This window comes from Paenibacillus sp. FSL R5-0527, from assembly GCF_038008055.1.
Classification (GTDB): Bacteria; Bacillota; Bacilli; order Paenibacillales; family Paenibacillaceae; genus Fontibacillus; species Fontibacillus macerans.
The window spans coordinates 2,617,847-2,631,380 of sequence record NZ_JBBOYI010000001.1 but is presented as its reverse complement, the minus strand read 5'-3'; the positions used below and the strand labels follow the sequence as shown (position 1 = coordinate 2,631,380).

Below are 13,534 nucleotides of genomic sequence, written 5' to 3'. Positions count from 1 at the left end.
GGCAAGGCCCAAAGCTTTTTGGGCAGCACAAAAAAACCCTTCTTTTCCGCTCCCGCGAAGCCATGGACCAATCCGGTCCGTTATGCCTTGCGGATAACGTAAAGAGGGTTTTCTCCTTGTCTCTACCCGATATTCTATTGCTTTGATAGCTTTAAGGGGAGCCGTCTGCCCAGCCGAACGCGGGGTTCTCCAACATCTGACGATATCTTCACTTTAACGGGGATTTATTAACGTTGTATCATTGCCGGGTAAACGGATTGTCAATTCGTCTCAGGTTACATCGGAGTCAGTAATTGAATTTTTTTAAGTAGGTAATACTGACAGCAGCTGTCAGTGTAATTGTTTTATAATGACGAAAAGCTTCGAAATAGATGCTTGATCGATTATACGAGGAGGAAGAATAATGACGAAATACACTGGAGCAACCGGTAACTACACCAAAAATGGAGTACCTAACGGATTTACGTCGATAACACCATTTATCGTAGTGAATCATCCTGCTGAAGCCATCGAGTTCTATAAATCCGTTTTTCACGCCAGGGTTAAGGATATTACGGAGTTTTCGGATGAAAACGGCACTAAAATAGTGGTTCATGCGGAATTGGATTTTGGAAACGGATGTTTGCAGTTGGGAGCCGCGAACCCGTCCTATAAACTCGTTTTGCCGCCTGGCGAGGATAATGCCTGCTATTCCTTGGGCATTTATGTCGCTGACGTGGATCAGGTGTTTGAAAATGCGGTGGCCAAAGGTGCACGAGTCAGAGAAGCCGTTACTAATTTTGTTTCAGGCGACCGGTTCGGAAGTATTTGGGATCCTTTTGGGGTCAGATGGAGCATCATGACCAGGGTTGAGGATTTATCCGAAGAAGAGAGCACCCGGAGAGTGAGAGAATGGGCTAAAAGTTTGAACGGTAACTGAAAATAATTCAGGGGCAATATTAAGAAGGCTCTTATGGCGGAGCCTTCCGAAAGCCTGCCGTTTAACAATTGCTTCATGTAATCCATTGCGAACTCTCTCGTCAATTGGCGATCAAAAACAAGCGCAACTAGTGCTTTTAACGCTTGTCCCCGCGCGTATTCGTTGGCCTGCGGACTTTCGATCAGCCGCATGAGCGGTTCGGGATCGCCGTTATACACCGAGGCGAGAATTTGCCCCAAACCTTCCGCTATGGTATCTCCGAGTATCTCATCCGCCAAATTGCCGGTCTTCAGCAAGATCTCAACCAACAGCGGATAAAGCTCCTTCACGCGAAATTGGGCCAACAGATACATCGCAAACAGATGATCATACCGGTAGGGCTCGCCAAGAAACGTTTCTTCGTCCTCTTTCAACTCCTCCATAATTTGCAGCAAATAGGGAATCGCTTCATCTTTACGATCAATAATTTACTGTAATTGTTCCCGGGGAAATTTACCGTACGAATACCGGCTAGATTCGATTAAAGTCTTCATGTGCTTAACAACATCTCCTGTTTGAAGTACTAAAAGAATTTTCAATCATAAGTCTAAATCTTATAGTATATTAAAAGACAAAGCCCGGACATACAAATCTTACCTGGGAAGTAGGTTGGGAATAACAGGAGGAGCTATGCAACTGCAAGGAAACCGGATCATTGTCAAAATCACTGAGGAGGCCAACGCCATCTGCGTAACTTGCATTAATCCGGGAGAACTGGCCACCCAGATGCCTTATGAAGCCGGCGCCGAAGCAGTCTGGTCGGTTTACCGTGGAGCGTAGATTCCTCTGCAGGATATCATTGAACTGGTAAGATGCATCATTCATCTCTCGAACGCTTCGTGCGTGAAAGAAATCAACGTGCCGGCCATGCTGGACGCGGATGCCTGATTTTGGGCTCAAAACTAAAAGCGGCGCTTTACAAAACAATCAAGCGTTTCATGTTGAATAATCTCAGCGGAGAACATAACGGAAAAAAATGTCGCTATTGGGGCGATATCCCCCATGTTGAATCCAATAGAGGAAATTTATGGCGCTATTTTCTTGAATCACAGGGAGTTGAACCATTTTCACACCGTTCAAAGGGCAATAAGACCATAAAATACCGCTAATGCTAATGAACTTTCTCCATTGTGGAAAATAAGACCCTAAAGTTCCGTTATTTTCAACACTGATGATTAGTCGTTCCAATAGCCAAGCCAGCCGTCAAACACCGATTTCTAGGTGTGTCAGATTTTACGGGTTATTCTTTGACCGCCACCCATACGGTCCAGCGGTCTTGTTCCACAATGGGGGCTGTGGATTTCGGCAATTTACGGATAATATAAGCGATAAGTTCGGACAGCTCTTCATCGTTGAGTTCGAAAAGCAAGGAGCGCCCTGTGCGGGCGCGCAAATCCTCGCTTAACCCGCCGATATCGTCATAAATCCGCCTCGTCTCCCACAGGGAAACGGTTTTCTTCAAATGAAACCCGTTTCTCTCCAGCGCTTGCCGTACTTTGGATGAGGAATGGCGGCGCGCCGTTTCCGCTTGGATCAACCGGGGGTATTTTTCGAAAAAATATCCCCGGATATGACGGCTGTCCCCCGGAAGCAGACAGTCTTCAGGCGTGCGGTCCTGGACAATCAACTCCCCGCCGGGTTTCAGAACCCGCCCCGCTTCTTTAAAACAGGCGTCCAAATCGCCCAAATGATGAATCAGCGCCCGTTCCAGCACCATGTCAAATTCACCTTCGCACAAATCCGTACAATACGCATTCCCGTACACCAAGGAAATCCCGTCCATCCCCGCGCAATTCTCCGCCGCTCCTTGTAACATCGCCTCGGAGTAATCCACTCCAACAACGCTGGCCGCTCCCATGCCGAGTAAAGCCCTGCTGTAAATTCCGCCTCCGCAGCCGATATCGGCAACGCGCCGATTCGTGACCTCGACCGTTTCCCGCATAAAACCGGTCCAAGAATCGTCTGCATTTCTGCCGGCATAGATCCTTTGATTTCCGGGATCGTTAAATTTGATGGGCATGGGGACCACTCCTCGCTTAAATTTCATTGTATTTAGTTTCACTTGATGAAACCGAGTTTTATTCTATTATATAAAAAAGAGCCGGATACTTCAATTCGCAAAAAAGTTATGTAGGTAAGTGCAAAACATACAATTATTTTCGGACTATTTTTTGCTATCTCCGGTTTAATTGCAAAACCTGCAGTAAAACCCGAGCAAAATTCGGTTTATTCCTCTGTACCCTGTTTTTAGTGTACTTTTTACAACTATCGCTCCCTTTCGGATCAGGCACTCAATTCCAAGTGTAGGAAATGCAATTATTTATGATCAACTCCTATTCGCCATGTACCGGGGGCTTATTCGGCTGCCGGTTCGTGGAAACTTTCTGCAAGAACAGCAAGCCCCCGCGGGTTCGCTGCCGGATGTATACCGGCCCGTTCCTCGCGAGGGCCCTTAATGAAACGTGTTAACGGCACTTCAAAGCTAGTTTTCGCGTTTCCCCTATTTAAAACTCTCGATAAACCGGCGGGCCGCTTGCGAAAGCGGCATATTCCGCATGTTCATGATGCCGACCTGGGAGGGCGGCAGTTTGACGTCCAGCCTAATTTCGAACAGGGAGCCCTCCTCCAGCTCTTTGGACACGAATTCCCGCGCCACGTAAGAAATCCCCAGTCCCCTGCGCGCCATCTCGATCAGCAGCCCCACGCTGCCGACCTCGATTTCGGGTTTGAGCTCAAAGCCATAGTCTTGAAACAGCTCCGTAATGGCCATCCGCGCCCGGCTGTTGCGCGAGAACAGAATGAGCGGATACTTTATCAGTTCCTCCAGCGTCAGCACCTTGTCCCTGAGTTCCTCATAAAAACGGCAGCCCGCCACAAAGCAATCCTGCAGCTCGATTCCCTGCCGAACCTCAATCTGCGAATCCACAATCGGCATCCGGGCGACGCCCAAATCGATTTTCCCCTCTTTCAGAAACGTCATAATCTCCGGCGTTGTCCCGTGCAGCAGATGAATGCCGATCCCCGGGTACCGAACATGGAATCCCTCCACAAAGGGCAGCAAATAATGCTTGAACAGCGAGTCGCTGCCGCCGATCCGCAGCTCGCCGCTGTCGAGATTTTTCAGCTCGGCCATTTTCTGCTCGGCTGTCGTCATTAAAATATGCGACTGCTCGATGTAGGAAAAAAGAACGGCGCCCTCCTGAGTTAAAGAAACTCCCTTGGAATTCCGGTAAAACAAAGTCAGCCCGAAGCTTTCCTCCAGCTGTTTGATCGCGTGGCTTACGCTCGGCTGAGTGAGGTACAGGGCGTTGGCGGCTTGCGTCAGGCTGCCTGTCTTGGCGGCCCAATAAAACACTTTGTATAATTCATAATTTATGCTCATAGACGTGATCTATATCTCCTGTCAAATATATTAATTACATATATGAAGTCTATTCGTATTATAGTGGATTATGAAAAAAGATACCATAGCTTACAGATAGGAGATAGGGTTATTTGATCCCGTCTTCCGTTCATCTAATATGACCATAGAGAAGCTATGCGAGAGGAGAGAAACGTATGGAAGCCAGCACCTTTGTTTTGTTTGGGGCGACAGGAGATTTGGCCAAACGGAAAATTTATCCGGCCCTGTTTAATTTATATCTCGACGGCAAACTGCCGCAGGTTTTTTCCCTGATTGGCCTTGGCCGAAGAGAGTGGTCCGATGACACCTTCCGGGCGAACATCGAACAATCTCTGCGCAGCTTTTCCAGACGGGATGCCGATGATTCCGGGGCCTTGGCCCGTTTCCTGGGCATGTTCCGCTACCAGGTGCTCGACGTGGACCGTAAAGAGGATTACCAAACTTTGCTGCGGTTGATCGAGCAGCGGGAGCAAGCCTTGGGGGCTGCCCCGAACCGGATGTTCTATTTGTCGGTGGCGCCCGAGCTGTTCGAAACGATCAGCACCAACATTCAGGAAAGCGGACTCGGCTCCGCCAAAGGCTGGAAGCGGCTGATCATCGAAAAGCCGTTTGGACGCGATTTGGAATCCGCCCGCCAATTTAACGCGCAGCTCGGCAAAGCTTTTACCGAAGAGGAAATTTACCGGATCGACCACTATCTCGGCAAACGGATGGTTCAGAAGCTGGAGGTGCTGCAGCAGACGAATCCGGTGCTGCAAGCGGCATGGAACAACCGTTACATCGCCAATGTGCAAATTACGGCCAGCGAGACGGTCGGCGTCGAGGAGCGGGCCGGTTATTACGATAAATCCGGCGCCGTCAGGGATATGTTCCAAAACCATATGCTCCAGCTCCTGATGATGCTGGCCAGCCATCTGCCGAGCAGCAACAGCATGGAGCAGGTCCGTCAAAACAAAAAGCTGGTGATGGAATCCCTTGAACCGTTGTCGGTTGAAAATGTGGGAGTAAACGTGGTTCGCGGGCAATATACTAATGGAGTCATTCAAGGCAAACCCGTCGCCGGCTATACATCCGAGCCCGGCATCGCCAAGGACTCCCGCAACGACACATTTATCGCCGCCAAGCTGCAGATCGACGATGCCTTTTGGCGGGGAATCCCGTTCTACATCCGGACCGGGAAACGCATGAAGGAGAAATCGACGCGGATCGTGATCGAATTCAAAGAGCCGATCAAACAGGCCGCCGCGAAAAAAGGCGGGCAGGCCCCCAATCTCCTGGTGTTTGAAATCAGCCCGAACGAAGGCATTTACCTGCAATTGAATTCGGGGGGAGTTTCCCATAAACAGGATCTTACCCCGGTGCTGATCGGGTCGGAACAAACCGGCAACGCGGTTCCCGAAGCATACGAAAACTTGATTTTCGACGCTTTGCGCGGGGATTCCACTTATTTTGCGCATTGGGACGAAGTAGAGCTGTCCTGGAAATGGGTTCAACCGATTCTGGACGCTTTTGCGGCTGACCGGGTTCCCCTTCACGATTACCCGGCCGGCTCCTTCGGTCCGGAGGCAGCGAACGAATTGCTCGCGAAAGACGGGTATCGTTGGTGGTTCGACGGGGAGGCCGGCGCCGGCGCCGCAGATCCATCCGCCGCAAACGGCGTTCGGGAAGCCTTGTCGATCAAATAAAGCCAAAAAATCTAAAATTGGAGGTAAGGACGATGAAATTTTTTATCGACACAGCTAATGTGGAAGACATCAAAAAAGCTTACAAAATTGGTGTTTTGTCCGGAGTGACGACCAATCCTTCCCTCGTTGCCAAGGAAGGCGTGAAATTCGAGGACCGGATTGCCGAAATCCTGCAGACCGTACCCGAAGTCGAATCCGTCTCCGCCGAAGTGACGCCCGACGCCCTCACCGCAGAAGACATGATCGCCGAGGCCAACGAGCTGATCAAAATCAACAACAACGATCCCAAGATTACGATCAAGCTGCCGATGACGCTCGCCGGGCTGGAAGCCTGCCGTTATCTTTCCCAAAAAGGCGTAAAAACCAACGTGACGCTCATCTTCACCGTCAACCAGGCGCTGCTCGCCGCACGCGCGGGCGCCACGTACGTATCGCCGTTTCTCGGCCGCCTGGACGATATTTCCGAAGACGGCGTGCAACTGGTATCGAAAGTCGCGGAAGTATTCCGCATTCACGGGCTGGAATCGCAGATCATCGCCGCCTCCGTACGCCACCCGGACCATGTGACCCGCGTCGCGCTGGCCGGCGCGCATATCGCCACGATTCCGTTTAGCGTGATCGAACAGCTGACCAAACACCCATTAACCGATCAGGGATTGGAAAAGTTCGCTGCCGACTGGAAAAAATCGCTGTAACCCCGGACTCCCGGGTTCCTCCTTATGGACCGCCGCCTCGGCCTCGCTGGGGCGCGGTCTTTTTGCGTATCGGAGCATGTCCCCGGCCAGGATAACTTGGACACTTTCTCACCAGCAAGGCAGAAATTCACGAAACTTTGTCGATCTCACCAGCAAGGCAGGAACTTTACGAAACTTTGTCGAAATTTAACCTTAACAAACTAGCAGACGGTTGCTGGAATAACGTGAGCATGGCGGCGGGCGGCGGCTCCTCTTGCGGAACGAAACATAAGGGCGAAAAATGTCGCTATTTCGGCGATATCCCCCAAGTTGAGTGAAATAGAGGAAATTTGTAGCGTTATTTTCTCAAAACGTAAGGAAATGACCCTTTTCACAACGTCCATAGAAAAATAAGGAAATTCAGCTAATGAAGATGAACATGGCCCGTTCCGGAAAATAAGACCATAAAGTTCCGCTATTTTTATGAGGTGGGTAGGAACCCATCCGCAAATTGCCGCGTTTTTCCAAGGTCGGTCCGCTAGATTTAAACTCGAGGTGACAAATGTTTTGACTATTCTGAAAAATGATTGGGCCCCTTTCCTGGAGGCCGAATTCGCGAAACCGTACTATTTGAACCTGCGCAAATTTCTGGCGAACGAATATAGAACACGCACGATTTATCCCGACATGTACGATATTTTCAACGCGCTCCATTATACTTCTTTTGCCGATACGAAAGTCGTCATTTTAGGTCAGGACCCGTATCACGGGCCGGGGCAAGCCCACGGGCTAAGCTTTTCCGTGAAACCGGGAATCAAGCCGCCTCCATCCCTGCAAAATATTTTCAAGGAGCTGCAGGACGATCTCGGCTGCTCCATCCCCAATAACGGCTATCTCGTTCCATGGGCCAAGCAGGGCGTGCTGCTGCTCAACACGGTGCTGACCGTGCGTGCGGACACGCCGAACTCCCACAAGGATATGGGCTGGGAGAACTTCACCGACAAAGTGATCGAGACGTTGAACCAAAAAGAAGAGCCGGTCGTGTTCCTGCTGTGGGGCAGCCATGCCCAGAAAAAAGCGGCGCTCATCAGCAACAATAACCATCACCAGATCCGGACGCCGCACCCCAGCCCCTTGTCCGCTCATCGCGGATTTTTGGGCAGCCGGCCTTTTTCCCGGGCAAATCAGTTTTTGCGCGCCAAGGGGCTTCCCGAAATCGATTGGCAGCTTCCGAATTTGTAACTCAACTTTCGCAAAACGAAAACCAACTTAAAAGCAGGTGGAGCAAATCCCGCGAAATGCAAAAGTGCAGGCGATTTTTGTCGAAACTCCTCCAAACCGGTGATTCAAATGTAAAAAGTCAGTTCATTTCCGGTCAAAAGCTGCTTTTTTATCATCCAGCCCTAAATGAGATGCACTTTTGCATTTCAATCGCTCCAAAATGGTAATTTACGGAGAATGGAATGCACTTTTGCATTTGATCCTATACGACCGTCTTCTTCCCATGAAAAACGTTATATTTTTTTCGGTAGATGGTGGATATCCCCAATTACATCAAGGGCCCTGCTTGCCAATTTCATATAGCGAAAGTTGAGTCATGAATTTCAACCTTAGAATACGCTTCGCACGAGTCCCCCGTCGATCCGCAATGCGGCGCCGTTGATCGCCGAGGATAGCGGGCTGCTCAAGTAAGTCACGAAATGGGCGATTTCCTCCGGACGGATCAGCCGCTGGATGATCGAAGTCGGCCGGTTTTCCGCCATGAATTTCTTTTCCGCCTCTTCGATCGTCAGCTGCTCGTTCGGGTACAGCGTGTCCAGCATCTTCTCCACCCCTTCGGTCAGCGTCGAGCCGGGCATGACCGTATTGACCGTGACGCCGGTCCCTTTCGTCAACTCGGCCAAGCTGCGGGACACCGAAAGCTGCATCGTTTTTGTCGCGCTGTAATGCGCCATTTCCAATGACGGCATCACCGCGGCTTCGCTGGCGACGAAGATGACCCGCCCCGTCCCTTTTTCCAGCATCCGTTTTAAATACCCGCGGGTCAAGCGGACGCCGCTCATCACATTGACTTCAAAAAACTTGAACCATTGCTCGTCGGGGATATCGAAATACTCGGCCGGCTCAAAAATCCCGAGATTGTTAATTAAAATGTCGAGCTCCGGGTAATCGTCCATCACCTTGTTGCACCCATCCTCCGTGCCCAAATCGGCAGCCGCCGGTCTCAGCACCGCCGCAGGATACCGCGCTTGAATCTCCGCGATGGCTTGATTTACTTTCTCAACGCTTCGGCCATTTACAAGCACGGCCGCGCCTTCCGCCGCCAGCGAAGCGGCGATCGCTTTGCCGATGCCGGCCGTGGACCCGGTAACGAGCGCCGTTTTCCCCTGAAGTTGCAAATCCATAATCCATCCCTCCGTAACTCTCCTGATATTTTCTGATCTATATAAGTTGAACTATTGATAGTACGGATCAGGGCAGCCGTGTGAAATGTTCTTACGATCGCTGTTGTTCGCGGATTTCTCTAATTAAACTAAATTCAGATATTGTAGAAATCCGCTCACAAAGGCGACCACTGCCGTTTCTTCAGAATCATTTCCCACTTTTGCCTAACCTCCGCATTTTTTAGTTCAACTTATATATTATGTTATTATGCACTCATAGATCGTGAAATTAACAGTACTCACTTTGCGGTAACATAGGCACCTAGAAGTACCTTTAGCTGGCCGCCGGAACAAGAACCGGACCCGATGAACCAGTACTGACTTTTACTGCTGCTTCTCCAAGCCTTCGGCCAAAGACACAAGCTTGTTTACCGTCTTCCAATTGCGAACGGTGGCGGATTCGTCCAGCTTCTGCAGATTCGCCGCCAGCTTGGAGTTGCGGACGCTGTCGGAGAACAGCAGATAAACCTCCCGGCCGGCCGCGCGGAACTGCTCCTTGTCGTTCGCGTAAACGGCAAATCGCTCCAGCGCCTCCACCGAAGGCTCGCCCGGCAAAAACGCTACGTACAAGCATTCTCCCACCGAAGTCGATTCCGCCGCGGATACTTCCTCTGCCGTAAACAGGCAGTCTGCCGCTGCGCCTCGCAGCTCCGCAGCCGTTCTTAAGACGACAGGGACGTCCAAGCCGAAGTCCTGGCGGATAATCTGTTCGATCCGCACGCGCAGCGCTTCCTCCTCCTCATCCGATACGAACAGCGCATTTCCGCTTTGAATATAGGTTTGCACCTCTTTTAAACCGTTGTCCGTTAAAGAACGTTTCAAATCCGCCATCCTGATCATGTTTTTGCCGCCGACGTTAATGCCCCGCAGCAGCGCGATGTAAATCGTCATGTTTCGTCCCCCCTGAATTTAGGTTACTCTTAAATTATTGAGACCGCTCTATAGCGTTCGTGTCTTGTTGTCCCCTGCATGCTGCTTTGCACGATTATCCCTTTCGTTCAGGGGCAAGGGTGGGGATTCTTTCTCATAAACCTGTCTAATGATCTCGAGCCTGTCTGCTTCTCCCCATCATATTTTCTTCTCCAGAATTGATCTTCTTCCCTGCTTTCTGATCAAACGGGATAATCGCGCAAAGCGTCCGGATAGCGGACGTTGATCTGCCTGCCGGCCAACAAACCGGCCTTCCCTGTTCTCAAGCTTTCAAGGCCCTTCCGCATTTCTTGCCATGATCGATTGCCGATATGACTGTCAAGCACTGATTATTAGGTTGAGCCTTAGAAGACTGCGAAGGGGCCGCGAGTACGGCCACAAATAGAGACCCCCCATATAGGTAACAGACGCCCAGCATTCGCATAGTGTATAGGAAAACCGTTCATAGAAGGGAGAACGTTTCCTTGTTTAATTACTACTATCGGCAGTGCCCTGCAGAGCACTACCCTTATACGGTCCAGCCCGGAGATACGCTGAATTACATCGCCTTCCGGCTGGAATCGAGCGTGTCCCGTATCCTCGCGGCCAATCCGGGAGTCGACCCGAACAATCTCCAGATCGGCCAGGTGATCTGCATCCCATCCTGCCCGCCCAATCATTTCTCAAAAATCATTGAGCCCGGGGATACGCTGTACGCCATAGCGCAAGCCTACGGAGTCCGCGTTTCAAGTATTTTGGAGGCCAACCCGGGAACGGATCCGAATGCCTTGCGGGTTGGCCAGCGCCTTTGCATCCCCGCGATCGGGGCCGGAGGAGCGGCCGATATTTCGGGGGTTCGCGAGACGCTCACCGCGATGCAAAGCGACATCAACATGCTGAAGGCCGAGAGCAGCGTGCAGCAGACGGAAGAAGCCAACTACGGCTCTTCCAAGCAAACGACCCGCGTGCTTAGCGTAACGCCCCGCGAAATCCGGTTCGAGGCCGTTCCCGTCACGTTCGCCGGCTCCTACCGCGGCCATTACACCGGAGGCAGAAGCTATCCCTACTACCTGGATGCCGCCATGGGAGGACGGCGGGGAATCACGGTCAAAGACAATTTCGGAGTGTGGCATTCCTTCAGTTACACGGTGGAGACAGAGGCACAATAGATGTTGAATGACACGTCTGCGGGAAGGTATAATAATAAGGATCACATTCGCATTGGAGTGACTTTTGAATCATGATCCATTACATTCGCTTACGTTAATGAAAGGTACGGATGGCGTAAACTCGGCTTTTTTTTGAATTGTAGCTGCCGGGTTTATTTATCTGTGCCTTTTTTCATTCACGTAAATACGAATGAGAATGGGGTGATTCTATGTCCGCCAATGGAAAAATTACTGCATGGCAATCCCTTTTTGCCGAATATGCGCATCTGTTTATTTGCCCGATCTGTTCCGGCCGCATGGCCGTTAACCATTTAAAAAGCCTGATCTGCCCGCAGGGGCATTGCTTTGATTTGGCCAAGCCGGGGTACGTGCATCTGCTGCCGCGCGCCGCCAAAACGACTAAATACGACGGGCGGCTGTTTGAAGCGCGCCGGCTTCTGCATGAGCGCGGTTATTTCGAACCGCTGATCTCCGCCCTTTGCGGCGAAATCGCCAACCGGCTGCCCGCCTTGGCTCCCGATAAACCTGTAATCATGGATGCGGGCTGCGGCGAAGGCTCCCATCTGTCCGCCATTTTGCATAAGTTAGGGACCGGACCGCTGGGCGCTCCCCTGGGAATCGGCATCGACATTTCCAAGGAAGGCATCCGCCTGGCAGCCAAGCATGCCGCAGCAGACGTCCAAAACGGCCGTAAGGAGCGTCACGATATCCTATGGTGCGTTTCCGACTTGGCCCAAAACCCCTTTGCGGACGGGGGAATGCACGGCATTCTCAACCTGCTGTCGCCTTCCAATTACGCGGAGTTTAAACGTCTGCTTGCGCCCGGCGGGCTGCTGATCAAGGTCGTTCCCGAAACGGAGTATTTGCAGCCTTTGCGCGCACGGTTTTACGGAGACAGCGCGAAAAAATCGTACTCGAATGCCCGCACCGTCGAACGGTTTGCCGAGCATTTTGAGCTCGTCCTTTCCCGGCGGATTCAATATCCCGTCACGCTGCGGCATGATGAGATCGGGCATTTGGTAGCGATGACCCCCTTGCTTTGGAATCTGCCGGCGGACCGGGCGGCCCGCGTCACCCGGCAGCCGGAGCTAACCGTAATGTTCGACTACCGAATCCTAATCGGAACAAATCGATGCTGTGATTGATACATGCCGGACGCGAGTACCCGAGGAGCATAAAAACCCGGGTGCTCGCGTTTTTTTTCCGCCAGAATGGGAATAAAAATTAAGGTAAACCTATACTGGAGGGGATTGCCTGATGAAGCTGACGCCGCAGCAGCGCGTTCAACTGCATGGGTTCAACAATCTGACCAAGACGTTAAGCTTTAATATGTACGATATTTGTTACACCCGGACGAAGGAAGAGCGCGAAGCGTATATCGCTTATATCGACGACGAGTACAATTCGGACCGTCTGACGAACATTCTTGTCAACGTGGCGAACATCATCGGCGCCCATGTTCTGAACATCGCCAACCAGGATTATGTCCCCCAGGGGGCCAGCGTCACGATGCTCGTCTCCGAAGGCCCGGTGGTGGAGGTGCCTACCGAATCTTTTGCCGAATCTCCCGGCCCGCTTCCCGAGTCCGTCGTCATGCAGCTCGACAAAAGCCATATCACCGTCCATACGTATCCGGAATACGATCCGAACGAAGGCATCAGCACCTTCCGGGCCGATATCGACGTCTCCACCTGCGGTGAAATTTCTCCCTTGAAGGCGCTCAACTATCTGATCCATTCGTTTGATTCGGACATCATGACGATCGATTACCGGGTCAGAGGGTTCACCCGGGACATCAACGGCCAGAAGCTGTTTATCGACCACGCTATCAGCTCCATTCAAAATTATATTCCCGACGAAGTGATCGAACTTTATCAAATGATCGACGTCAACGTCTATCAGGAGCATATTTTTCATACGAAATGCAGGCTGAAGCAGTTTGATTTAAACAATTATTTGTTCGGTTACACGAAAGAGACGCTGACGCCCGAGGAGCAAAAGGAAATGACGGAAAGGCTCGTTGCGGAAATGGATGAAATCTTCTACGGCAAAAATATCGAGCCGGCCCGGGCATAGGATGCCCCCCAACCTAAAGGCTGCCCCTGACCGGATCAGGTTAAGGGCAGCCTCTTCTATGCACGGAAATTCGAACGCCTTAAATTTTATAAATGGTAGTTCCAAAGTAATATTTTGTAGATTTTTGATAAATATTAGTTGTTGATTATAGAATTCCATGACATCATTTGGTATATTATGGGTAGGTCGGATAACTTATCCTCTCGCTAGTCTGTT

Annotated in this window: 13 protein-coding genes and 1 pseudogene; 9 read left to right on the top strand and 5 right to left on the bottom strand. The window is 51.1% G+C overall.

Annotated features, from left to right (window positions below; genetic code table 11):
• Window positions 1-403 precede the first annotated feature (403 nt).
• Window positions 404-919, top strand: a complete 516-nt coding sequence (locus tag NYE69_RS11545) for a VOC family protein (protein WP_213510477.1) — start codon at window positions 404-406, stop codon at window positions 917-919.
• Between the two features lie 56 nt (window positions 920-975).
• Here the strand turns inward: NYE69_RS11545 and NYE69_RS11540 are convergent.
• A pseudogene (locus NYE69_RS11540) lies at window positions 976-1,383 on the bottom strand (DUF1186 domain-containing protein); the annotation flags it as partial.
• A 205-nt stretch (window positions 1,384-1,588) separates the two neighbouring features.
• On the opposite strand from NYE69_RS11540, the gene NYE69_RS33670 reads away from it, so the two are divergent.
• Both NYE69_RS33670 and NYE69_RS11530 read left to right on the top strand, forming a co-directional pair.
• Window positions 1,589-1,738 (top strand): hypothetical protein, encoded by a 150-nt coding sequence (locus tag NYE69_RS33670; RefSeq protein WP_445744766.1) that lies wholly within the window; start codon window positions 1,589-1,591, stop codon window positions 1,736-1,738.
• A gap of 32 nt (window positions 1,739-1,770) precedes the next feature.
• Complete coding sequence (locus tag NYE69_RS11530) at window positions 1,771-2,067, top strand: hypothetical protein (protein WP_340930606.1); 297 nt, start codon at window positions 1,771-1,773, stop codon at window positions 2,065-2,067.
• A gap of 131 nt (window positions 2,068-2,198) precedes the next feature.
• Here the strand turns inward: NYE69_RS11530 and NYE69_RS11525 are convergent, their stop codons facing one another.
• The gene (locus tag NYE69_RS11525) at window positions 2,199-2,978 is read right to left on the bottom strand and encodes a class I SAM-dependent methyltransferase (protein ID WP_340926312.1); all 780 of its coding nucleotides are present in this window, start codon (window positions 2,976-2,978) and stop codon (window positions 2,199-2,201) included.
• Window positions 2,979-3,458: 480 nt separating this feature from the next.
• On the bottom strand, window positions 3,459-4,340 hold the full coding sequence (locus tag NYE69_RS11520) for a LysR family transcriptional regulator (protein WP_155620513.1): 882 nt from the start codon (window positions 4,338-4,340) through the stop codon (window positions 3,459-3,461).
• A 176-nt stretch (window positions 4,341-4,516) separates the two neighbouring features.
• Between NYE69_RS11520 and zwf the strand changes: the two genes are divergently transcribed.
• The 3 genes from zwf (at window position 4,517) to NYE69_RS11505 (ending at window position 7,962) form a co-directional block, all read left to right on the top strand.
• Window positions 4,517-6,046, top strand: a complete 1,530-nt coding sequence (gene zwf, locus NYE69_RS11515; protein WP_340926310.1) for a glucose-6-phosphate dehydrogenase — start codon at window positions 4,517-4,519, stop codon at window positions 6,044-6,046.
• Window positions 6,047-6,078: 32 nt separating this feature from the next.
• Entirely contained in the window at window positions 6,079-6,741 is a 663-nt protein-coding gene (gene fsa, locus NYE69_RS11510) for a fructose-6-phosphate aldolase (protein ID WP_124331719.1), read from the top strand.
• 546 nt (window positions 6,742-7,287) lie between these two features.
• Window positions 7,288-7,962, top strand: a complete 675-nt coding sequence (locus tag NYE69_RS11505; protein WP_036624989.1) for a uracil-DNA glycosylase — start codon at window positions 7,288-7,290, stop codon at window positions 7,960-7,962.
• A 368-nt stretch (window positions 7,963-8,330) separates the two neighbouring features.
• Here NYE69_RS11505 and NYE69_RS11500 read toward each other — a convergent pair whose 3' ends face one another.
• Both NYE69_RS11500 and NYE69_RS11495 read right to left on the bottom strand, forming a co-directional pair.
• Window positions 8,331-9,125: an SDR family NAD(P)-dependent oxidoreductase gene (locus tag NYE69_RS11500; RefSeq protein ID WP_036624991.1), complete on the bottom strand. Its 795-nt coding sequence runs from the start codon at window positions 9,123-9,125 to the stop codon at window positions 8,331-8,333.
• A 363-nt stretch (window positions 9,126-9,488) separates the two neighbouring features.
• On the bottom strand, window positions 9,489-10,055 hold the full coding sequence (locus NYE69_RS11495; RefSeq protein WP_340926303.1) for a DUF1697 domain-containing protein: 567 nt from the start codon (window positions 10,053-10,055) through the stop codon (window positions 9,489-9,491).
• Between the two features lie 503 nt (window positions 10,056-10,558).
• On the opposite strand from NYE69_RS11495, the gene NYE69_RS11490 reads away from it, so the two are divergent.
• The 3 genes from NYE69_RS11490 (at window position 10,559) to speD (ending at window position 13,318) form a co-directional block, all read left to right on the top strand.
• Complete coding sequence (locus tag NYE69_RS11490; protein ID WP_340926302.1) at window positions 10,559-11,242, top strand: LysM peptidoglycan-binding domain-containing protein; 684 nt, start codon at window positions 10,559-10,561, stop codon at window positions 11,240-11,242.
• Window positions 11,243-11,451: 209 nt separating this feature from the next.
• Window positions 11,452-12,387, top strand: coding sequence for a putative RNA methyltransferase (locus NYE69_RS11485; RefSeq protein ID WP_213510485.1), 936 nt, complete (start codon window positions 11,452-11,454; stop codon window positions 12,385-12,387).
• Between the two features lie 112 nt (window positions 12,388-12,499).
• A complete protein-coding gene (gene speD, locus NYE69_RS11480; protein ID WP_213510486.1) occupies window positions 12,500-13,318 on the top strand; it encodes an adenosylmethionine decarboxylase in 819 nt (272 codons plus the stop codon).
• The last annotated feature ends 216 nt before the right edge of the window (window positions 13,319-13,534 follow it).

Coding starts and splice junctions, on each gene's coding strand:
- NYE69_RS11545 (WP_213510477.1), top strand. CDS start 404: ATGACGAAATACACTGGAGCAACCGGTAACTACACCAAAAATGGAGTA.
- NYE69_RS33670 (WP_445744766.1), top strand. CDS start 1,589: ATGCAACTGCAAGGAAACCGGATCATTGTCAAAATCACTGAGGAGGCC.
- NYE69_RS11530 (WP_340930606.1), top strand. CDS start 1,771: ATGCATCATTCATCTCTCGAACGCTTCGTGCGTGAAAGAAATCAACGT.
- NYE69_RS11525 (WP_340926312.1), bottom strand. CDS start 2,978: ATGCCCATCAAATTTAACGATCCCGGAAATCAAAGGATCTATGCCGGC.
- NYE69_RS11520 (WP_155620513.1), bottom strand. CDS start 4,340: ATGAGCATAAATTATGAATTATACAAAGTGTTTTATTGGGCCGCCAAG.
- zwf (WP_340926310.1), top strand. CDS start 4,517: ATGGAAGCCAGCACCTTTGTTTTGTTTGGGGCGACAGGAGATTTGGCC.
- fsa (WP_124331719.1), top strand. CDS start 6,079: ATGAAATTTTTTATCGACACAGCTAATGTGGAAGACATCAAAAAAGCT.
- NYE69_RS11500 (WP_036624991.1), bottom strand. CDS start 9,125: ATGGATTTGCAACTTCAGGGGAAAACGGCGCTCGTTACCGGGTCCACG.
- NYE69_RS11495 (WP_340926303.1), bottom strand. CDS start 10,055: ATGACGATTTACATCGCGCTGCTGCGGGGCATTAACGTCGGCGGCAAA.
- NYE69_RS11485 (WP_213510485.1), top strand. CDS start 11,452: ATGTCCGCCAATGGAAAAATTACTGCATGGCAATCCCTTTTTGCCGAA.
- speD (WP_213510486.1), top strand. CDS start 12,500: ATGAAGCTGACGCCGCAGCAGCGCGTTCAACTGCATGGGTTCAACAAT.